Annotated in this window: 21 protein-coding genes; 15 read left to right on the forward strand and 6 right to left on the reverse strand. The window is 27.8% G+C overall.

The genetic code is table 11. From position 1 onward, the window contains the following. Nucleotides 1-275 precede the first annotated feature (275 nt). Entirely contained in the window at nt 276-1,700 is a 1,425-nt protein-coding gene (locus tag BM119_RS17460) for an MFS transporter (RefSeq protein WP_090043002.1), read from the reverse strand. A gap of 675 nt (nt 1,701-2,375) precedes the next feature. On the opposite strand from BM119_RS17460, the gene BM119_RS17465 reads away from it, so the two are divergent. From BM119_RS17465 to BM119_RS17510, 11 genes are all read left to right on the forward strand, one after another. Continuing rightward, entirely contained in the window at nt 2,376-3,341 is a 966-nt protein-coding gene (locus BM119_RS17465) for an AAA family ATPase (RefSeq protein WP_242948457.1), read from the forward strand. 10 nt (nt 3,342-3,351) lie between these two features. Beyond that, entirely contained in the window at nt 3,352-4,470 is a 1,119-nt protein-coding gene (locus tag BM119_RS17470; RefSeq protein ID WP_090043003.1) for a DUF58 domain-containing protein, read from the forward strand. Next, on the forward strand, nt 4,470-5,729 hold the full coding sequence (locus BM119_RS17475; RefSeq protein WP_090043004.1) for a hypothetical protein: 1,260 nt from the start codon (nt 4,470-4,472) through the stop codon (nt 5,727-5,729). Before BM119_RS17470 ends, BM119_RS17475 begins: the two co-directional genes overlap by 1 nt. A 360-nt stretch (nt 5,730-6,089) precedes the next feature. Next, the gene (locus BM119_RS17480) at nt 6,090-6,446 is read left to right on the forward strand and encodes a DUF6514 family protein (RefSeq protein ID WP_090043005.1); all 357 of its coding nucleotides are present in this window, start codon (nt 6,090-6,092) and stop codon (nt 6,444-6,446) included. Between the two features lie 289 nt (nt 6,447-6,735). Then, complete coding sequence (locus BM119_RS17485; RefSeq protein ID WP_090043006.1) at nt 6,736-7,965, forward strand: NAD(P)H-hydrate dehydratase; 1,230 nt, start codon at nt 6,736-6,738, stop codon at nt 7,963-7,965. Between the two features lie 57 nt (nt 7,966-8,022). Then, complete coding sequence (locus BM119_RS17490) at nt 8,023-8,622, forward strand: germination lipoprotein GerS-related protein (protein ID WP_090043007.1); 600 nt, start codon at nt 8,023-8,025, stop codon at nt 8,620-8,622. 697 nt (nt 8,623-9,319) lie between these two features. Beyond that, nucleotides 9,320-9,487 (forward strand): alanine racemase C-terminal domain-containing protein, encoded by a 168-nt coding sequence (locus BM119_RS20520; RefSeq protein ID WP_341465763.1) that lies wholly within the window; start codon nt 9,320-9,322, stop codon nt 9,485-9,487. Nucleotides 9,488-9,612: 125 nt separating this feature from the next. Further along, complete coding sequence (locus BM119_RS17495; protein WP_090043008.1) at nt 9,613-9,924, forward strand: hypothetical protein; 312 nt, start codon at nt 9,613-9,615, stop codon at nt 9,922-9,924. After that, a complete protein-coding gene (locus BM119_RS17500; RefSeq protein WP_090043009.1) occupies nt 9,875-10,231 on the forward strand; it encodes a type II toxin-antitoxin system PemK/MazF family toxin in 357 nt (118 codons plus the stop codon). The genes BM119_RS17495 and BM119_RS17500 overlap by 50 nt, the downstream gene beginning before the upstream one ends. A 725-nt stretch (nt 10,232-10,956) precedes the next feature. Then, nucleotides 10,957-11,781: a transketolase gene (locus BM119_RS17505; RefSeq protein ID WP_090043010.1), complete on the forward strand. Its 825-nt coding sequence runs from the start codon at nt 10,957-10,959 to the stop codon at nt 11,779-11,781. Further along, entirely contained in the window at nt 11,781-12,722 is a 942-nt protein-coding gene (locus BM119_RS17510) for a transketolase family protein (protein WP_090043011.1), read from the forward strand. Before BM119_RS17505 ends, BM119_RS17510 begins: the two co-directional genes overlap by 1 nt. A 185-nt stretch (nt 12,723-12,907) precedes the next feature. Here the strand turns inward: BM119_RS17510 and BM119_RS17515 are convergent, their stop codons facing one another. Next, nucleotides 12,908-13,222: a heavy metal-binding domain-containing protein gene (locus BM119_RS17515; RefSeq protein ID WP_090043012.1), complete on the reverse strand. Its 315-nt coding sequence runs from the start codon at nt 13,220-13,222 to the stop codon at nt 12,908-12,910. Nucleotides 13,223-13,341: 119 nt separating this feature from the next. After that, nucleotides 13,342-13,770: a metal-dependent transcriptional regulator gene (locus BM119_RS17520; protein ID WP_090043013.1), complete on the reverse strand. Its 429-nt coding sequence runs from the start codon at nt 13,768-13,770 to the stop codon at nt 13,342-13,344. Nucleotides 13,771-13,968: 198 nt separating this feature from the next. Here BM119_RS17520 and BM119_RS17525 point away from each other — a divergent pair, with 198 nt between their 5' ends. The 3 genes from BM119_RS17525 to BM119_RS17535 all read left to right on the forward strand — a co-directional run bounded on the left by BM119_RS17525 (nt 13,969) and on the right by BM119_RS17535 (nt 16,026). Next, nucleotides 13,969-14,520, forward strand: coding sequence for a nucleotidyltransferase family protein (locus tag BM119_RS17525; protein ID WP_090043014.1), 552 nt, complete (start codon nt 13,969-13,971; stop codon nt 14,518-14,520). Between the two features lie 198 nt (nt 14,521-14,718). After that, nucleotides 14,719-15,219, forward strand: coding sequence for a methylated-DNA--[protein]-cysteine S-methyltransferase (locus BM119_RS17530; protein ID WP_090043015.1), 501 nt, complete (start codon nt 14,719-14,721; stop codon nt 15,217-15,219). A gap of 72 nt (nt 15,220-15,291) precedes the next feature. Beyond that, on the forward strand, nt 15,292-16,026 hold the full coding sequence (locus tag BM119_RS17535) for a DUF5714 domain-containing protein (protein WP_090043016.1): 735 nt from the start codon (nt 15,292-15,294) through the stop codon (nt 16,024-16,026). 186 nt (nt 16,027-16,212) lie between these two features. Here BM119_RS17535 and BM119_RS17540 read toward each other — a convergent pair whose 3' ends face one another. From BM119_RS17540 to BM119_RS17550, 3 genes are all read right to left on the reverse strand, one after another. Beyond that, on the reverse strand, nt 16,213-17,409 hold the full coding sequence (locus BM119_RS17540; protein ID WP_090043017.1) for a phospholipase C: 1,197 nt from the start codon (nt 17,407-17,409) through the stop codon (nt 16,213-16,215). A 278-nt stretch (nt 17,410-17,687) separates the two neighbouring features. Then, nucleotides 17,688-18,986 (reverse strand): hemolysin family protein, encoded by a 1,299-nt coding sequence (locus BM119_RS17545; protein ID WP_090043018.1) that lies wholly within the window; start codon nt 18,984-18,986, stop codon nt 17,688-17,690. A gap of 486 nt (nt 18,987-19,472) precedes the next feature. Further along, a complete protein-coding gene (locus BM119_RS17550; RefSeq protein WP_090043019.1) occupies nt 19,473-20,369 on the reverse strand; it encodes a GNAT family N-acetyltransferase in 897 nt (298 codons plus the stop codon). A 121-nt stretch (nt 20,370-20,490) separates the two neighbouring features. On the opposite strand from BM119_RS17550, the gene BM119_RS17555 reads away from it, so the two are divergent. After that, nucleotides 20,491-20,719, forward strand: a 229-nt coding sequence (locus BM119_RS17555) for an IS1/IS1595 family N-terminal zinc-binding domain-containing protein (protein WP_341465762.1), incomplete at its 3' end; no start/stop codon positions are given.

The raw sequence follows: 20,719 nt of genomic DNA on the forward strand, positions 1-20,719 counted from the left end.
GTTCAAGGCGGTAAGTTTTTAATTAATGTTGATGGGGACTTGTTTAAAGTAACAATTATATTTAATAAGAAATAAGTAATGTAATAAGAGAATGTAAGTAGGTTTTTATACAAACCTACTTACATTCTCTATATTTTTTAAATTTATAATATATTATTGACTAAAAATAAGGTATAATTTAAAATCGGTTGTAACTTGTAACTTGTAACTTGTAACTTGTAACTTGTAACTTGTAACTTGTAACTTGTAACTTGTAACTTGTAACTTGTAACTAATCATTTGTGTTTTTTTTGAAAGTACAGTCTAAACGCTGTTAAAATTGAACCCACAAAACATAAAATACTTATTATAATGTAAACATACTTCATTCCATAGATAAAAATATCATCTCTATCATTAATGTAAGTTGTTATACGATATCCTATTTTATAACTCATTTTATTATATAAAAGAGTTGTAGATAAACACACTCCTAAAACTAAACCAAGGTTTCTAACCAATCCATTTATACTTCCGGCAATTCCTAATTTGTTTTTCGGAACAGAAGACATGATCAATGAATTGTTAGGAGATTGAAAAATTCCATTTCCAAGAGACATTATAAGTATAAAAATTAATACTAAAATTAAGCTAGAATATTGAGTTAAGGTGGACATTAATAAAAGGCCAATGCCTAAGATTGTTAATCCTAATATTGTAAGTAGTTCTGAGCCAAATTTATCGGAAAGATAACCACTTAATGGAGAGATTACAACTAATATTAAAGGGGCTACTATCATACATACTCCTGTAAAGGAAGGGGTAAACTTTAATGTATTTTGAAAATAAAAAGGTTGAATTATATTTGAAGCACTTATACACACAAAAGATATAAGGCCACAAAATATACTAAGAGAAAACAATTTGTTTTTAAATATTGATAAATCAACTAGCGGGGATGATATGTTTTTTTCTATTATTATGAATATAAACATACATATTATTGATATTATAATACCTAAAATAATAAAAATATTATTAAATCCAAATTCTTGTCCTTGTGTTAGTGATCCAAATAATAAAGTTATGGAGAGTACAAGTAAGGCAGAGCCTTTTAAATCTAATTTTTCTTTTTTCACAGTGGTTGGGTTAGGAAAAATGCACAAGGAAAGAATCAATGCAACTAATCCTACAGGAATATTTATTAAGAAGATAAACTTCCAACTAAATATGGAAACAATAAAACCACCTAGAGGGGGTCCTATCATGGCACCTAAGGCAGCAAATGCTCCACAAACACCTAGAGCACGTCCTCTTTCATTTAAAGGGAACACAGATGTTGTTATTGCTTGAGTTGTAGACATAGAAGCCGCAGCTCCAAGTCCTTGAATAAATCTAGATATTATTAAATTAGTTAATGAATTAGAAATGCCACATATAAAAGAACCTATTATAAATAAGGCAATGCCAAATTTAAAAACAATAGTTTTACCATGTATATCAGCCAGCCTTCCAAAAATTAATATTGTTGAAGAAATAATTATTAAATAGCTTGAAACCACCCACCCTATTGATGCAGTGCTTACTTGAAGTTCTTGTGCCATTACTGGTAAAGCTACATTTACAATACTGCTATCCAAATTTGCCATGAATATTGTAAGAACCACATTAAAAAGTATTACCCATCTATACTTATGGACACCATCAGATGAAATACTCATAAAAATCACTCCTATAAATCAATAATTATCATATATTATATATTTTATGTAAAAGAGGATAATAGGATATACCTAAAAATAGTAGTTTTATGGACGATAATGAAAGTTAGGCACATGAAAGAAAATAAGCCAAAAATTTAATTTAAAAGTGAGTTAAGCTAGTAACAATTTAATATTAAGATAAGAGTAAACTATAAGGAGAGCTTAGTAATAAATTAAATTTTTGTTATAATAACTTACTATTACAAAGCTCTCATTGAGAAATTTAAGGAATTGTAAGTGTTAATAAATATAAGGGGTGGGATAATATATAATAAATGTTGATTTAAATAATTAATCCATGACGTTCTGTTTTAAAAAGAATAATCCTTAGGTAAGGCTAATATAATTAATTAAAGAAAATGTTACTTGAAATTAAATTCAGTAACATTTTTTATTATAGTTTTTAATAGAACGAATCTTCCTTCAGATAAATTTAGATTGAATGAGTTTATAATGTAACTTCTAAATAACTAGAATAATTAAATTAAATAAGACATAATGGTAATATTTGTAGATGGAATAAGTAAAAGATGATAAAATAAAGACAGAATAATTAAAAAATTCCAATAAAGAGGGGGCGAATTTTCTTGCATTAGATTTTGTATAAAAATTAATGTAAGAAAGCTATGAATTATGGAAGAGATAATATTAGAAATGGATAAGTTCAAGATTTTCAGAGATAAGATTCAAGATAATGTTGGCAAAGTAATAGTTGGAAAGGAACATAAAATAGATAAAATAATAGTTGCATTTATTTGCTCAGGACATGTACTTTTAGAAGATGTACCAGGCACAGGAAAAACTAAGCTTGCAAGAGCCCTTGCAAAGACATTAAATTGTTCCTTTAAAAGAATACAATTTACACCAGATTTATTACCCTCAGATTTAACAGGAATATATTATTACAATCAAAAAAATTTAGAGTTTCAATTTAAGCCAGGCCCAATATTAAGTCAATTTGTATTAGCAGATGAAATAAACAGAGCTACTCCAAGAACTCAATCTGCACTTTTAGAATCTATGGAAGAAAGACAGGTTACAGTTGATGGAAATACTATCAAGCTTGAGAAACCGTTCTTTGTTATGGCAACAGAAAATCCAGTTGAACAGTATGGAACTTTTCCATTACCAGAAGCGCAACTTGATAGATTTTTTATAAAGTTATCAATGGGTTATCCAGAATTTTTTCAGGAAAAAGAAATATTAACAAGATTTAAGGAAGAAGATCCTTTAGAGGATTTAGAGCAGACTATAAGTTTAGAGGACATTAGATATGTTCAAGACAACTATGTTTATGTAAACGTAAGTGAGGCTATAAAGGAGTATATTGTAAATATAATAACAGCAACTAGATGTAATAAGTGTATTGAACTTGGAGCATCACCAAGAGGAACACTAGCTTTAATGAGAGGGGCACAAGCTAATGCAGCTATACAAGGTAGAGATTATGTAATTCCAGAAGATGTTAAGGAAATGAGTGTTCCAATATTGAGTCATAGAATAATGTTGCATTCTAGTGTTGGTATTTTGGAAAATAAAGGGGAAGATATAGTTGAGGAGATTTTAAATACTATTGAAGCGCCTTTAGAAAAGATATAGAGGTGATGATATGGAAGGCTATTTTATATTTGTCATAACAATACTTTTTATAATATATATATCAAATCTTATAAGTAAAAAGGGATTTGAAGAATTTTATTTTCATAGAGAAATAGATAAGGAAAAAGTTTTTCAAAATGAAGTATTAAAAGTTACAAATGTTATAGAAAATAAAAAGATACTTCCCATAGTTTTTTTGTTAATTAGAGAAGATTATCCAATTGGCTTATATAGAATACATGAGAAAAACAATATAGGAAAAGAAAATATTTATACAAGCACATATAGTATAGGAATCAAAGAAAGATTAAAAAGAACTTATAGTATTGTTGCTAATGATAGAGGGGTATACATACTAAGAAGTTCAAAAATAGTAATTGGAGACATGTTTGGATTTTCGACCTGTGAGAAAGAATTTGAAGATTTTAAGGAAATCGTAGTATATCCTAAATTTAATTCTCTAAAAAATGTTGAGTTTGACAACAATTCTATGCAAGGAGATGAGATAGTAAAGAGATGGATATATAAAGATCCTCTTTATATAAAAGGCATAAGGGAATATACAATAAATGACAGAATGAAGGATATACATTGGAATTCAAGCATGAAGATGAACAATTTAATGGTTAAAGATTATGAAACTACATCAGAAAAAAAGGTGATGTTCATTTTAAATATGCAATATGCAATTCCATTTTGGGCTGGAACGGAAAATAAAATAACAGAAAAAAGCATAAGTCTTGTAATGTCTATGAGCGATAAAATCATAAAATCTTCAGTACAAGTATCAATTAGCACCAATGCATATTTAATAAGTATTTATAAAGAGTATGAAAATCAAACTAATCCATACACAACAAATTTCTCAACTATATTAGAATTTGGAGCAAGAATAGATAATAATCCTAGAATTGAATTTCATAAGCATTTAAAGAATTTAATTAATGGTTTAGATAAAAACACTGTATATGTGATTGTGGCAGCATTTTTAGATGATGAAAGTTTTAATATTTTAATAAAACTTATGAAAATGGGATTTATTATAAAAATAATAGATGTGTCATCAAAGGGAAAAATACCAAAGCATCCTAACATAGAGATTTTAAGCTATAAGGGAGGATGTTGTTAATGAATATTTTTGGTGAAATAAACCATTATAGAATAGTAAAACTATTATACACATTATATATGGCTATATTTATGTTTATTATAGAAATCAACATATTTAGCCCTATGCCATCTAATAGGATTGGAATAAAGGATTTTCTTATCCTAATTATTTTAGGAGTGTTAATGGAGTATTTAAATTATAAGGAAAAAAAACCTAAATTAATATTATTAATAGTTCTAGCTATAGATTTAATTTATAGTGTGATTTTTTATTGGTTTGGTAGTAGTGAGAATTATTGTATTCTTTCTTTTATGTTAAATTTGATATATATCTTAATACACAATAAGTTTAATGAACCAAACATTGATAACTATCATTATAAGAGTTTAGGAAAAATATTAAATATCATATTAGTATTAAGTATACTTTTTTATGGGTTTTTAACTCCTTATGAAATCAATTATTTATTTAAGGCATACTTAGCATACTTAATATCTTATATATTGCTTTTGAGAGAAAGTAGACGTTATTCTTTTAAGCTTTATAAAAAAGAAGATAATATAATGACTAGCATATATGTGATATTTATTATATTTATGTTTACTCCTATATGTAATAAAATAATTCAAGGTATTATCGGGGTATTGGGAAAATTGTTGGAATTGGTAGCGTATATAATAGCAACTATGCTATATTATACCATTGGTATGGTAATACTTAAGCTAAAAGAATTTATAAAAGGAAATGCTGTTAAAACACCATCCAATGAATCAAAGGATATATTCAACCTTATGAAGGAGACGTTAAAAGATAAAAATCCTAATGCAGTATATAATACTTGGTTTTTCATATTAGCTTATTCAATAATTATAATTTCAATAATATTATTATTAATTTATGTTTTTAAAAAGTTTAGTCTACGAACAATAGAAAAAGATGGATTTGTACAGATAAGAGAAAAAGTTGATAATATACCTTTTATGAAAAAACGTAAAAGGGTTAGTTATGGAAATAATAAAGACAAAAACAAAAATTTAATATTCGTATATTACAGAAAATTCTTGATGTTGGCGTGGAAAAAGGGGTTATATAAAAATTATATGACATCAAGGCAAGTTAAAGGTATGGTAAGAACAGAAATATCAAATAAAGACGAAGAACTTAAAATTTTAAGTGAAGTTTATAATGAGGCAAAATTTTCAAATCATAATTTAAATGAAGAAAAGGTAAAAAATGTAGAAAATGCTTACAAAGAAGTTAAAAAGGTATTAAAATAGAAAAGAATTTTTTGAAAAGAATGGAAAGAGGTAATTCTATTAGTAGTAAATACATCGTAATTGCAGTGTTTTTTTCCAGTTACATGAATTTTCGCAAGTATTTTTGTGACAAAAAAATATAAGAACCAGCTTAAGATAGTATTATTTTACTATCAATAAAGAAGGATTAATGTTAAGAAACCTTATATAAAAGAAGGTTAAACTAGAATTCTGTCATACTGTGATTTCCAAATGCAATAATTGATAAACAGAGAGTGACATATTTTTTTTAATCTTGGTGTTATCATAATATATGCAGATGAAAATTAAGGACGAGTTTATTTAATATTATTTTTTATATTTTAATGGGAGGGATAAATTATGCTAATAGTAGAGCAACTAAACAGAGTGGAGGAAATAGGGGGGAATAATTATCTTTATAGTTATAGGATGATAAAGAAAGAAGTAGTTGTACCATTTTATGACTGCTCTACACCGATTCAAGGATATGGCATTGAAGTTGAAAGACAAGAACTAGTTAATGGGGTGGTTGTAAACATAGAGAGAGATATAGTTGCAACAATAAGCCCATATAGACATAAGGTTAGAGAATTGTTAAAGGTATTATATGCAAATTGTGTATCGCCAATTCACTTAATAGACGTGCTTGGAGAATATATAGACGAGTATGTTATTGATTTTAATGGAAGTGATTTTATAAAGGTGTGCACCAATTAATAAAAATATTCAATATTAGTAAGAGAGGATATTAAAAGCATATTTAATTTTTATATTTAATTTTTTAATTTGATAGAAAATGTGAATGTAGTTTGTGCAAGCTTATAAATTATACTTTAATGTATTATTCACTGAATGTAGTTAATTTCGGGAGCTAGTTAGATATAAATAGTATAATATTCATATTATTTATAAATGAAAGGGTTGAGAAATTTTTCATTTATAGATAATATATAAACTAATACAGTTAATTATATTTTTTATATTTAACAATTTTGGAGGAATTTTAGTGATACTTGGTTTGGGAACGGATATAGTTGAAATAGATAGAATAAAAAAAGCATGTGAATGCAATGAAAAATTTTTAAATAAACTATTTACAGAAAAAGAGTTAGAATACATTAAAGAAAGAAATTTTAGTTATGAAACAATTGCAGGTAGTTTTGCAGCAAAGGAAGCTATAAGCAAAGCATTAGGTACAGGATTTAGAGGTTTTTCTTTTAAAGATTTAGAAATTTTAAGAGATAAACTAAAAAAACCATATGTGGTTCTTCATAACAATGCTAAAAATATTGCAAATAAGAAAGGTAGCATTGGATTTAAGGTATCAATTTCTCATAGCAAAGAAAATGCAATAGCAGTAGCTATATGGGATAATGGTGTGTTAGATAATGAAAAAAATGTAAATATTGAATGTAACTATGAGGCACACATAAGAGATTTAATTCCTATAAGACATAAAGAAGGTCATAAGGGAACTTATGGTAGATGCCTCATAATTGCAGGATCAAAAGGATTTACAGGAGCTGCATACCTTTCAACTAAGGCTGCCATAAATACAGGGGCAGGGCTTGTAACTCTTGGTTGTTATAAGGAAATATGGGATATAATGTCCATTAAGCTAAACGAAGCCATGACTTTAGATAATCAAAGTTATGATTTTTTCAATATTATGAAAAAAGCTGATTCTATAGCCATAGGTCCAGGTCTTGGAATTACATTAACAACAAAGAGTTTATTACATAAGGTTCTTAAAAATAGTAAATGTAATGTTGTTATAGATGCCGATGCATTAAATGTTTTAAGTGAAGATTTGGAAATGCTACGTCTAGGTAAAAACAGAACTGTTATAACTCCACATCCGGGAGAAATGAGTAGATTAACAGGTTATGATATAGAGTACATAAATAATAATAGAGAATATGTAGCAGTTGAATTTTCAAAAAAATATAATGTGGTAGTTCTTTTAAAAGGGCACAATACAGTAATAACGGATGGAGAAAAAACATATATTAATCCAACAGGAAATTCTTCAATGGCATCTGGTGGAATGGGAGATGCTTTAACAGGAATTATTGCAGCTTTTATGGCTCAAGGATTAAATCCTATTTCTTCAGCTCTAATAGGAGCTTATATTCATGGTCTTATTGGAGATAAGCTAAATAAAGAAATGTATTGTGTACCAGCATCAACTTTAATAGAAAAAATACCTTTCATTTTGAAAGAATTAATAGAATAAATTTCGTTAAGTGTGAATATTAGTATTAATAAGAATAATTTATTAAGAGGGTATTACATGAAAAGAAAGAGCTTTGTTTTTATAATGGTTTTATCCATTATATGTATGTTCACAGCATGTGAAATAGCAAAAAATACACCGGAAAAAGTTTTATCTAAACTAAGAAAACTAAATACTTATGAGTCAAGTTTAGATATAGTATATTCCAATGACAGAGAACAACGTAAAGAAGAGTGTAATCAGTATTATTCAAAGGAGAATGGTTACTTACTAAAAATAGGAGAAGGTAGAACATACTTTTATAAGGATGGTAACATTAATGTTACAGATAACATAGCTCAAAAAAAATATGTTGTAGAGAATGAATTTGATGAAGTATATAAGTATACATGTATAGACGAAGTATTAAATTTATCAACCAATGACGACACTAAAATAACTACTAGAGAACATGAGGGTAAAATTTTTTTGAGCGTAGAGGTTGTACTACCTGGTGTAAATAGGAATTTAGCTAAGGGGGAGCTCATTATTGATATGGAAAATGCTCAACCACAGCAATTCAATATATATGATTTAAAGGGGGAGGAACGTATAAAAATAAATTATAGAGATTTTATAGCAAATCAAACAATAGATAAAGAAGTTTTTGAACAATAACTTGAGATTAGAGCATTAGTTGGAGAAATGAGAAAAAACAATGTTTAAAAGTAAAATAAAAATATTATGTACAAAGAAACTTAAACAGTATAGATCATAATATGTGTTCAAGTAACATTGGGTAAGGAAATAGTAAACTATAGTACAAAACAACCCCAAGTGAATATACAATGAAATTAGCTAAAGAATCACAAAGGCTTAAATAGCTTGTGAAAATACATATAGTAATTAGCACTATAAGTGAAGTGTTAAATTATATTTTAAGCAATGAAAATAATTCAAGGAAAGTATTTAAATTAAATAAACTTTCTAACATAAAAACTAACTGACTATTTTAAAAATTTTGCATATAGTAATAAAATAAATTATATTAAGTTAAAAGTTTCAACTGGTTTTATAAAGAACTTTAAAAATAAATATAATTTTAAAATCTATTTCAATGGGTTTTGTAATTATATATAAATTTAAATAGTTCCAAATAGTAAGACCAGAGATTATTTTATATAGAAAGTATTCTTCTAAGGAAGTTAATAAGAAAAACCTAAATTAAAAAAGTCATGATAATGAAAAGTAACATCATATATTAAAAAATGGGTAAGAATCAACATATAAGTTATAGAAAAACCTTTGAAACAGATAGGAAAAAGAACTAGACAGCTATTCTACACGAATATACATTAAGTAATGTAGTGTCTGTATATTCTATTTAGGACAAGTTTCTTTTGGTTATAAGGTTGTTTTATTAAGAAAACAAAATCATACAAAGTTTGATGCAAAAGATATAAAAAAATTAATAAAAACTATAAGTTATAAAGTTGAATGCATGATAAATAGAAGAGTTCTAAGGGAATACATAAGCAATTGAGAGGATATTAAAATAAAAAATTATGTCTAAAAATATAAAATCCTTTGACATACTGACAAATACAGCAATATAATTATAGTAGATACATATTTTTTGTCATAGAAAATAGGAGGTATTGTATTAATATGTCAGCTGTCAATAGTTTTAGTTTTAACCTCTCTGAAAAACGAGTAACAAAAAAAAGAGATGCAATGAAAAAAAATCAGTGTCAAATTGATAAGAACAACATTATATTATATATAGAGAATGATTTTGATCAAGAAGATATAGAAAATGGATATCAAGAGATGGCACAAATAAATCTAGAATTTTCTCAATTATCATGTGCCTATGATTTGAATGAATGTTCAGAATACGAGTCATGGCTTGCGGAGAGTGATACGTCTAATGACACAATTTATAGTAAAACGAGGAGACATTTTTTATGCAGACCTTAGCCCAGTGGTAGGATCGGAGCAAGGCGGCATTCGACCTGTTATAATATTACAGAATGATATAGGAAATAAATACAGTCCAACTGTTATAGTTGGTGCAATAACATCTCAAATTAATAAAGCAAAACTTCCAACCCATGTTGAAATTTCTTCTGAAGAGTATGGACTTAATAAAGACTCAGTTGTACTTTTGGAACAAATAAGAACTTTGGACAAAAGAAGGCTGAAAGAAAAAATAGGACATATGACAGATAATGATATGGAAAAAGTAGATAAAGCTTTATTTATTAGTATGGGATTAGTTCATTAATGATACTTATTTATTAAATTATACAAGACCTATGGTTCTTTAAGGTAAGAACCATAGGTCTTTTTTTATTTATCTACAGGAATTTATAATTAAATTGAAAGAGACAAGTTAAGGATAAAATCTTCTGGGGAAGATTTCTTAAATAAAGAAATGGAAAACCTGGTTGGAATTATAATTTTAAACTTCATAGTTATAAAAACCCTACATTGTAATTTCTAATTAAAATTTAGAGTAGCCTTTTTGTTTATAATCATGTTGAATCTATGAATAATTAAAGTAATAAATTGGCAAGTAATAATTTAAGAATCAAAGATTCTTGCAGAAGATTTCTAAAAGAAAAAGATACTATTAAAGAAAATATTAGATTTTAAGCTACAACTTGTAACTTATCACTGATAACTTGTAACTAAAAAATAAAATGTATTAGAGTATGCTAAATAATTAATAATATTATTTATAAGGTCAAAAACATATATAATAAGTAAAAAAGTAAGTTTTTAAGAGAAAAAAGTAGTTTAAATAGCTTAAAGGTGCTATATTAATTCAAAATTGTGTTATGTTTTAGTTGAGTTTTTAAAGTTTTATGATACAATTAATTTGAAGTTTTTTTTGAATTTTATATAAAAATATAAGGTTTACAATGATTTTGATTGAATAATTTAGTATAATAAACATAAATATATAAATATTACTCCATAACTTAAAGATACCTAGGAGGGAAATCTATGAAGATGAATATTGATCAATTACAAAGCATGGCTAAAACTATAAGAAAAGATATAGTAACTATGCTTACTGAATCAGGATCAGGACACCCAGGCGGTTCTCTTTCAGCAGTAGAAATTTTAACAACATTATATTTTAATGAAATGAATATAAATCCAGAAAAACCAAGGGATTTAGATAGAGATAGATTTGTACTATCTAAAGGACATGCTGCGCCTGTTTTATATAGTGCTTTAGCGAGAAGAGGGTACTTCAATGTTGATGAACTTAAGACATTAAGAAAGATAGGTTCAATACTTCAAGGACATCCAAATATGAATGAGGTTCCAGGAGTTGATATGTCAACAGGATCTTTAGGTCAAGGTATATCAGCAGCAGTAGGTATGGCTCTTGCTGGTAAAATGGATAATAAGTCTTATAGAGTTTATACATTATTAGGAGATGGAGAACTTGAGGAAGGTCAAGTTTGGGAAGCTTCTATGTCAGCAGCTCATTATAAGTTAGGAAATTTAACAGCATTTGTTGATTATAATGGATTACAAATAGATGGTAAATGTGAAGATGTTATGAATCCAGCCCCTATAAGTAATAAGTTTGAAGCTTTTGGTTGGAATGTAATAAGCGTTGATGGACATGACTTTGAAGCAATAATGAATGCTATAGAAAGTGGTAAAAAAGTTCAAGATAAGCCAACTGTAATAGTATGTAAAACTATTAAAGGTAAAGGAGTATCTTTCATGGAAAATCAAGCTGGATGGCATGGAACAGCTCCAAATAGAGAGCAATGTGAACAGGCAATAGAAGAAATAGGAGGGGAAAACTAATGGGAAATAAAATGGCTACTAGAGAGGCATATGGTAAGACTTTAGCAAAATTAGCAGCTGAAAACGAAAATGTAGTTGTTTTAGATGCAGACCTTTCTAAATCAACTAAAACTGCAGATTTCAAAGCTGTTGCACCAGAAAGATTTATCAATATGGGAATAGCTGAAGGAAATATGATGAGCGTAGCAGCTGGTATGTCTACATGTGGTAAGATTCCATTTGTTAGTACTTTTGCTATGTTTGCAGCAGGAAGAGCTTTTGAGCAAATAAGAAACTCAATAGGTTATCCTCATTTAAATGTTAAAGTATGTGCAACCCATGCTGGAATAACAGTTGGAGAAGATGGAGCATCTCACCAAGCTATAGAAGATTTAGCATTAATGAGAAGTATACCAGGAATGACTGTTATAAATCCAAGTGATGATATAGAAACAGAAGCTGCTATAAGAGCAGTAACAGAAATGCAAGGACCTTGCTATGTGAGACTTGGAAGATTAGCAGTTAACACTATAAATGATAACAGTGAATATAAATTTGAAATAGGTAAGGCTGTAACTTTAAGAGAAGGTAAGGATGCAACTATAATAGCAACAGGTTTAATGGTTGATACTGCATTAGAAGCTTACAATGTTCTTTCAGAAGAAGGAATAAAAGTAAAGGTTATAAACATGCACACAATTAAACCAATTGATAGAGAGGCTATAGAAAAGGCTGCAAGAGAAACAGGAGTTATAATAACTGTAGAGGAACATAATGTAATCGGTGGATTAGGATCAGCAGTTAGTGAAGTTATAACAGAAACTCATCCTGTACCAGTATTAAAAGTTGGTATAAAAGATACTTTTGGTGAAAGTGGAAAGCCTGTTGAATTATTAAAAGCATATGGTTTAACTTGTGATGATATAGTTAAAACTGTTAAAAAAGGTATTAATATAAAATAATATATGTAGTGCCAAGCTTTATAATAAGTTAAGCATTGCTATGAAAAATATAATAAAAAAGATTTAGTGCAGTTATCAAGACTCACTAAATCTTTTTTGATTTTTAAATTTTATCATAAACAGTTACTTTGATATATAAAATATGTTTTTAATTGTATTATAGGTATATCTTTATAATATATATTCTATTCAACAATAACAGCAGTACCATATGCAACCATTTCAGCAGCACCAGCAGCTACGGCAGAGGACATAAGTCTCATACCTATAATTGCATTAGCACCCATATTAGTAGCATCTTCTATCATTCTTTCAATAGCAATTTGTCTTGCTTCTACAAGCATATCATTATAACCATGCATTTCTCCACCAACTATATTTTTTAAGCTAGCAGTAATATCTTTTCCTATATGCTTACAACGTATAGTACTTCCTTTCGCAAGACCTTTAATTTCTTTAATCTCTTTTCCAGGTACAGTTTCTATAGTTAAAACTAACATTTTAAAAGCCCCTTTCTTTTGATTATAATTAAATATTATCATTTTTAAAATTTTGAGTCAATAAATGGTATTTAAAAGCTTCCAAAACAATATAATTAACCTTTTATTATAAGGAAAATTTACTTATAATTCACTTTATCTAAATAACTGACTAATCTATCTATTGATTTTAGAGTATCCTCACTAATTACATGTTCAATTTTTTCGGTTTTTTCTAGAATATTATCAGTTTCACCAATGATTTTTAAAAATTTTTCTATGGTATTATGCCTGTAAAGCAATCTACTTCCTATTTTTCTACCTAATTCAGTAAGTTGCAATGAACCATATCTTTCGTTAGTTAGTATGCTTTTTAGTTTTAATTTAGAAATCATTCTTGTTACAGAAGGGGCTTTAACATTGAGTGCATCAGCTATTTGTTTAACCCGTACAATTCCATTGTTATCTAAGGAAAGTCTATATATCATCTCCACATAATCTTCCTCGTTTGGAGATAAATCAAAATCCTTTAAATAAGAGCTAAAGGTATAAAAATGCTCTTCAACCATAGTATCAACTCCATAATAAATATAGTTTGTGTCCTAAAAGATATATGATTAACCCTTAGCTTATATTACTTAAAGTAAATAAAGATGAAATAATATTTAAACTTGTTGCCATAGAAAGGCTATAATATAATTAGGTTATAGAATATTTTTTATTAAAAGATAATTGATTTAATAAAAATTAAACGATGGGGTAGAAATATGATTTTTAATACTTTAAGTTATATAGGGGAAAAACTTAATGAAAATAATGTGCTATGGGGAGTTGGGGCATCTATATTGCTAAATCAATATGACTTAGCATATGAACCTAATGATATTGATATTTTAGTGCATATAAAGGATATTGAAAGGGTAGATGAAATTTTAAAAAATATTGGAAAAAAGAAAGTTTGGGAAAAAGAAAAGACATATTCAACAAAGCATTTTTATGAATATGTTGTTAATGATATAGAGATTGATGTTATGTCAGGACTAAGAATAAATCATGGGGAAGGACAGTACAAACATATTTTTGACTCTGAATCCATTAGTTATAGAAAAGAAATAAATAATGTTAGTATACCATTTACTTCTTTAGAAGATTGGTATGTAATATATCAGCTTATTCCAAAAAGGGAGAAGAAAGTGGATTTTATAGGAACTTACCTTAGAAAAAATTTAGTAAGAAAACCTGAGTTATTAATAAGGGCACTTAAAGGGGAATTACCTAAAGATGTAGTGAAAAATATAAATGGTTTATTGAATTTATAGATGATATATTTTAATACTACTATTTATAATATCTTAAACTTCTTAGGTGTAAGGTAAGCACTACCCAATAGATTTATAGGCGTAAGTGAGTATGGGTGAAAATTTAAACTTGGAGTTTTTTACATATTATTAAATCAATACAGTGTTTAAATTAAATATTATCAAACATAATGAAAATTTTATCAGGAGGAGTTTCATATGAATAATAAATACATGGGTTATTACAAATCACCAATAGGTATATTAGAAATAGTTTGTGATAAGGAATCTGTTTTATCATGCAATTTTGTTGATAAAGAGGGAGAAATAGGACAAGTAAATTTAATATTAGAAAGTGCTATTACACAGTTAGATGAATATTTTAAGGGTGAGAGAAAAGAATTTGATTTAAAAGTAGCTTTACATGGAACGGAGTTTCAAAAGAATGTGTGGAATGGACTTTTAAATATTCCATATGGAACAACTGCTTCATATAAAGATATAGCTATAAGTATAAATAATGAAAAGGCTGTAAGGGCTGTTGGTAATGCAAATAATAAAAATAAAATATCGATAATAGTTCCATGCCATAGGGTAATTGGAAAAAATGGAGCTTTAACAGGATATGCCGGGGGATTAGATAAGAAACAGTGGCTTTTAGACCATGAAAATAGAATCAATCTTAATGCAGGTGATGTATTTCCAGTATCTAAAAGTTAGATGAGTTAATCTGGTGGCATAGCCATCAGGTTAATTTTTAAATAAAAATTAATATTTTGGGGGATTAGAATTATGGATTTTTTAAATCAACGAAAAAAATATAAGGTAAACTGCATGCTTTGTGGGGAAGACCTTGTTTATGGAGAATCTTATGAAGATGTAGATTGTATTTATTGTAACAATAAATTTAATTCAAATGTAACATGTAAAGATGGACATTATGTCTGTGATAGTTGCCATTCACTAAAAGGAGTAGAGCTTATACTTACATATTGTAAGAGCACGGATAAAACAAATCCTATAGAAATAGCAGTTGATATAATGAAAAGTAAAAATTTTTATATGCATGGACCAGAACATCATTTCTTAGTTCCAGCGGCATTAATAACATCTTATTATAATAATATAGGAGAAACATCAGAACTTAAAGAGAAAGGGTTGTTAATTGCAAAGAAGAGATCTGAAGATATTAAGGGTGGGTTTTGTGGATTTTACGGTAACTGTGGAGCGGCAGTTGGTACAGGAATATTTATGAGCATTATAACTTCAACAACACCATTAACAAAAAAAACTTGGGGAATTACAAATGAAATAACGGGAAGAAGTTTAATAAAAATATCCGAGCTTGGAGGACCAAGATGTTGTAAAAGAAATTTATTTACAGCTATTAGGCAGGCAACTGAATTTGTAGATAAAAAACTTAATGTTAAGCTTTATGATTATGAGGATTTCAAGATTGTATGTGATTTTTCAAAACTTAATAGTGAGTGTATAGGAAAAGAGTGTCCATATAACTTATATAAGTAACAAGTTAAGAGCCTATGCTAGTTGAAAAAACTACTTGGTAGACTATGCGTTTTCTATGCTTCATAAAGTTATCCACAAATTTAAAATCTTTAATATCCTAGATTAATTCATCTAATATTCAGATGAGTGAGAGAACACCACCTAAATGTTAGATGAATTCTATTATTAGCTAGTATATTATAGATGTTATTTTAATCCATTTACAGATATGTTATGAGTGTAGTTTTCTGTAAACCATTGGTTTATATCTTCATTAATTACTCTTTTTCCTTGCATGTAAACAGAAATATTTTTGAGTTTTAAGTCGTCGCCTAAATATTTTTGTTTACGAATCCATACACGGCTAACTTGAGAAGGATCAAATTCTTTATCATCTATACAAAATTGATAAGATCCAGTACTGCCTATTACAAAGTCATTTCCAGCAAGGTTACATTCAAATTCAATATTCTTTCCATTGTTTAATTCCATACCAAAATAAACATAATCATCAGATCCAGCATATTTTTCATCATCTGTTTTTATAACTACATGAAATCTACCTATTGGAGAAGTTAGGGGAATAGATTTATCAGATGAAATTTCTTGTAAAAATTTATATACTATAATTGCAGAACTCTTTTGTGCATTTTTAAGAGAAATATCTAATGCTTCATCCCAATCAGCATAGGTATTTGACATTGAAACTTTAGGCTCAAGATTTTTTGAGAGTTTTGCATATTTGTTTGATTGATAAGTTAAAAAGTCTAGGAGTGGTTTTTCATTATTTAGATTAAACTCTTCTTTATCAGATCCCATAGTATTTATTTTATATTTATCCTTTGTTTTTTCAGCATAAGTCTCAAAATTTGTATGAGCAGTTCCCGGACCACCAGTCCAATTTAATGTATGATGAGGTTCATTTATATCCCCAAAGTAATGCATAGCTTTACCTAATAAGTAAGATCCATTTTCATGATTACCAGATTTCCATGCTGCTACAGCTTGGCTAAAATAATTTCTGACCTGGGATTCTGCTGTATCCTTTATTTCATAGAATGGATATGGATAATTAGAAGTGAAGTTTTCCCCACTATCTGGATCGTAGAAATGGTCTTGATACAATTTATAATCTCTGTCTACACCAACATCACCAAAATCAGGGGCTACAGAACCTTTTTTGTATTGAATGAGGTTGCTTTGTAACTCATTTAAAACGTTCATAGTTTTTTGGTCACTTTTCAAATCATTTTTTATAATTTCTAAAGCTTGTACAGCTATTGTTTTATGGGTATCCATAACGTTTACATCTTCTCTACTATCCCATGCATACGCAGGAATACCAGCAGACATTACAGAAGACATTATTAGGGCGCTTATTAAAACCTTTGTTTGTTTGTTCATAATAAAACCTCCTCATAATAATTTGAATTTTAAAATTTATATAAGTAAATAAATACATGAAAAAAATATCTTTATATAGTTATATAAACCATTATTTGAGTTTATTTTACAAAAAATACTGATTGTGTTCAAATTGATAAAATATGAATATAAAAAAGGAACTAGCATTATACTTTAAAATAATGCTAATTCCTCATTGTTTCTAATTATTTGAAAATTCCATCAATAACCATAAATTAAGGTTATTAGTTTTAATAAGTAACTAAATTATATATAATTTAGGGTTTTAAGGTAATTTGTATATTGGCTATTCTTTTTTCATCTAATGCCAGAAGTTTCAAAGTTACATCATCTAAATCCAACTCATGATGCTCATTCGCTTTAGGAACTCGTCCAAGAAGTTCCATAAACAGTCCACCCATAGTATCAGTAAATTTTGATTGTAGATTTAAATCAAGGGCATCATTAACATCATCGATTGTAAGAAGTCCACTAACTATATAAGTTGAATCATCGACCTTTTGAAGTTCTGGTTCTTCTTTATCATATTCATCTGAAATGTTACCCATAACTTCTTCTATCAAATCTTCCATTGTAACAATTCCTGAAAAACCACCATATTCATCAATCAATATAGATAAATAATTTTGTGATAACTGAAGCTCTTTAAATAATGTAGCTATTTTTTTAGTTTCAGGAGCAAAGTAAGGTTTTCTTAGAAGTTGTTCAATTGTTACACTTTCAATACCATGAGAAACTATATTAGAAAAAATATCTTTCATATAAATAATGCCTACAACATTATCTATATCTTCTTTATATATAGGAATTCTAGAAAAGTTTTCCTCTAGAATTTTATTTATATTATCACTAATACTGTCATTTAATTCTAACAAAAACGTCTCAGTTCTAGGTGTCATTATTTCTTTAGCTAATTTGTCATCAAATTTGATTATACCATCTATCATGTCACGCTCTGTTTCATTAATAGCGCCCTGTTCTTCACCTCTTTCAATAAGGTTTCTAATTTCTTCCCTTGAAACTTTTTCTTCAATGCCCTTAGTTTCTACACCAATTAACTTCATGAGTAAATTGGTTGAAAATGATAAGAACCAAACAAAAGGTTTAGTAAATTTAGAAACTAAGATTAGTGGTTTTACAGAAAACATAGCTACCTTTTCAGCATTCTGTAGTGCTATACGCTTTGGAAGTAATTCTCCAAGAACTAAAGTTATATAAGATATAAACACAGTTACTGCTATAAAAGATACTTTATCACTATAAGGCACATTAAGTTTTAAAAGTACATCGCCAAAACTTCCAGAAATAGATGTTGCAGCTGATGCTGATGCAAAGAAACCAGTAAAGGTAATGCCTACCTGTATAGTTGCCAAAAAACCACTTGGCTCTTCAATAAGTTTTTGTAGTAATAAAGCTTTAGAATTTCCCTTTTCAGCTAAGATATTTATCCTTGTCTTATTTAAGGATATAATTGCCATCTCTGCAGATGAGAAAAAAGCATTTATTAGTACTAGTACAAAAATTAGAATAAAACTGCCACTCGGGCTACCGTCCATTAGTAAATTCCCCCTTTTATTAAAAAACATGATGATAAGATTATAACACGAGATAGTACATACCTCAAAATTAGAAAATAGTGCAATTGGGGCTAAAAGGTTTATATAAACCGTTAGCTATAGAAATAGTTTCTAGTATCATAGTATAAGGTCATATATCTAAGTGTGAGTATGATTTTTCGATTTTTTAGCAATAAGAATTAATATTTTTATTTGAGTTTATTTAATAAATATGAGTTGTATTAAGTAATTATGATATTTAGATTTGAAGAGATTACTAAATGAAATTTAGTAGGTGGTAAGTTTGTGTTAAAAGGTAAGGGGAATTTAAAAATGGTAGAATTTAAAGGTGAAAAGTTAGAGTTAGTCATCACGTCTAGCATTGCTTATATTTTAGGGTATAAGCAATGCTAAAGTAGTGTGGAATGTTAAATTACTTCATTAAAAAATATCAAGGGTCTGTTACATGTTATGTATAAATGGTACCTATCTTATTAATGTATTCCATGAAGAAATTTTAGTTAAGTCTATAAGCTGAGATACAACCATAGCTCCAGAGTCTGTTGAATCTATTTCATCTTTTATGAATAAATAATTTTCTTTTTTACACTTAGTAAACTGAGAATCTAAAAGAGTTAAAATTAAATTGTTTTCAAAAAATAAGAATTCACCTTTTACACCTCGTAGACCTAATTCAAGGGTTAAATTATCTTCACCATAGTACATTAAAGACAGAGCTATAATTTTACTGTCTTTTAAAATAGCGAAACTTGCATCAGGACATAAATTATTAAATATTATGTTATCCCACTGAGAATCAGATAATTTACTAACTTTGTTAAATTTGTGATTTCTCATATAAATTTCTTTAAATAGAGATATAATGTTAGATTTTTTAAATTTAGTGTTATTTAATGAAGCAAAAGAATTTATAGAATAGCAAAAATCCAAATCATTTAACAAATTAATTTTAGGAATTAATGAGAGATCATATATTGGTTCAAATGTTTTACGCATAACATTAAAGTCTAACTTTTTAGCAAATTTCAATCCTATATTATTATAAGACCATAAAGAACATTGATATTGCTTTTTATGGTTAAATTCAAGAAGTTGAGAGAAAAGACTTGTACCCAAGCCCTTGTGCCTAAATTTTTCAAGTAAGTGTATTCCTATATATATTGAATCTTTATGAATTTTATTTTCCCATAGGCTAGCTACTCCTATAATTTTATTTCTATTAATTGCAACAAGTGTTTTGACAGTACTTGTAGAATTACCAAATTTAAAATAACCTATTGAGCAGACATCATCGTGGTAAATTTCTATTAATAAATCTTTAATATGTAATGTATCATCTTTATTAAATTCTCTTATATACATAAAGTCCTCCTAGTATAGTAATTCGATCTGTTAAGTTATATGAACATTGATCTTCTCAACCTAAGGAAATACAATAAGTTTGCGAAACAAAATAATACCCCCTTAAAAGGAGAGAAGAACAATGAACAAAGCTAATATAAAATGTCCTCGCTGCCATTCTAATAAATTGTATAAGTTTGGTTTGAATAAGCAGGCTAATCAAAAGTATCAGTGTACACAATGTAAGCGTCAATTCGCCTTAGGCGATGGCGACGGATTACCTAAATTAAATTATCCTAAATGTCCTATGTGTGGTAAGGGTACATACTTACATCATTCTTATAAATATTACAATCGTTATAAATGTAATA

Origin of the sequence: Clostridium frigidicarnis (assembly GCF_900111985.1) — a bacterium.
Lineage (GTDB): Bacteria > Bacillota > Clostridia > Clostridiales > Clostridiaceae > Clostridium_Z > Clostridium_Z frigidicarnis.

What these genes read in the sequence shown, in the direction of transcription:
- BM119_RS17540 (WP_090043017.1), bottom strand. Translation starts at nt 17,409, where the DNA reads ATGAACAAACAAACAAAGGTTTTAATAAGCGCCCTAATAATGTCTTCT.
- BM119_RS17475 (WP_090043004.1), top strand. Translation starts at nt 4,470, where the DNA reads ATGAATATTTTTGGTGAAATAAACCATTATAGAATAGTAAAACTATTA.
- BM119_RS17520 (WP_090043013.1), bottom strand. Translation starts at nt 13,770, where the DNA reads ATGGTTGAAGAGCATTTTTATACCTTTAGCTCTTATTTAAAGGATTTT.
- BM119_RS17510 (WP_090043011.1), top strand. Translation starts at nt 11,781, where the DNA reads ATGGGAAATAAAATGGCTACTAGAGAGGCATATGGTAAGACTTTAGCA.
- BM119_RS17495 (WP_090043008.1), top strand. Translation starts at nt 9,613, where the DNA reads ATGTCAGCTGTCAATAGTTTTAGTTTTAACCTCTCTGAAAAACGAGTA.
- BM119_RS17535 (WP_090043016.1), top strand. Translation starts at nt 15,292, where the DNA reads ATGGATTTTTTAAATCAACGAAAAAAATATAAGGTAAACTGCATGCTT.
- BM119_RS17480 (WP_090043005.1), top strand. Translation starts at nt 6,090, where the DNA reads ATGCTAATAGTAGAGCAACTAAACAGAGTGGAGGAAATAGGGGGGAAT.
- BM119_RS17505 (WP_090043010.1), top strand. Translation starts at nt 10,957, where the DNA reads ATGAAGATGAATATTGATCAATTACAAAGCATGGCTAAAACTATAAGA.
- BM119_RS17470 (WP_090043003.1), top strand. Translation starts at nt 3,352, where the DNA reads ATGGAAGGCTATTTTATATTTGTCATAACAATACTTTTTATAATATAT.
- BM119_RS17490 (WP_090043007.1), top strand. Translation starts at nt 8,023, where the DNA reads ATGAAAAGAAAGAGCTTTGTTTTTATAATGGTTTTATCCATTATATGT.
- BM119_RS17530 (WP_090043015.1), top strand. Translation starts at nt 14,719, where the DNA reads ATGAATAATAAATACATGGGTTATTACAAATCACCAATAGGTATATTA.
- BM119_RS17525 (WP_090043014.1), top strand. Translation starts at nt 13,969, where the DNA reads ATGATTTTTAATACTTTAAGTTATATAGGGGAAAAACTTAATGAAAAT.
- BM119_RS17460 (WP_090043002.1), bottom strand. Translation starts at nt 1,700, where the DNA reads ATGAGTATTTCATCTGATGGTGTCCATAAGTATAGATGGGTAATACTT.
- BM119_RS17500 (WP_090043009.1), top strand. Translation starts at nt 9,875, where the DNA reads ATGACACAATTTATAGTAAAACGAGGAGACATTTTTTATGCAGACCTT.
- BM119_RS17550 (WP_090043019.1), bottom strand. Translation starts at nt 20,369, where the DNA reads ATGTATATAAGAGAATTTAATAAAGATGATACATTACATATTAAAGAT.
- BM119_RS17545 (WP_090043018.1), bottom strand. Translation starts at nt 18,986, where the DNA reads ATGGACGGTAGCCCGAGTGGCAGTTTTATTCTAATTTTTGTACTAGTA.
- BM119_RS17465 (WP_242948457.1), top strand. Translation starts at nt 2,376, where the DNA reads ATGGAAGAGATAATATTAGAAATGGATAAGTTCAAGATTTTCAGAGAT.
- BM119_RS17515 (WP_090043012.1), bottom strand. Translation starts at nt 13,222, where the DNA reads ATGTTAGTTTTAACTATAGAAACTGTACCTGGAAAAGAGATTAAAGAA.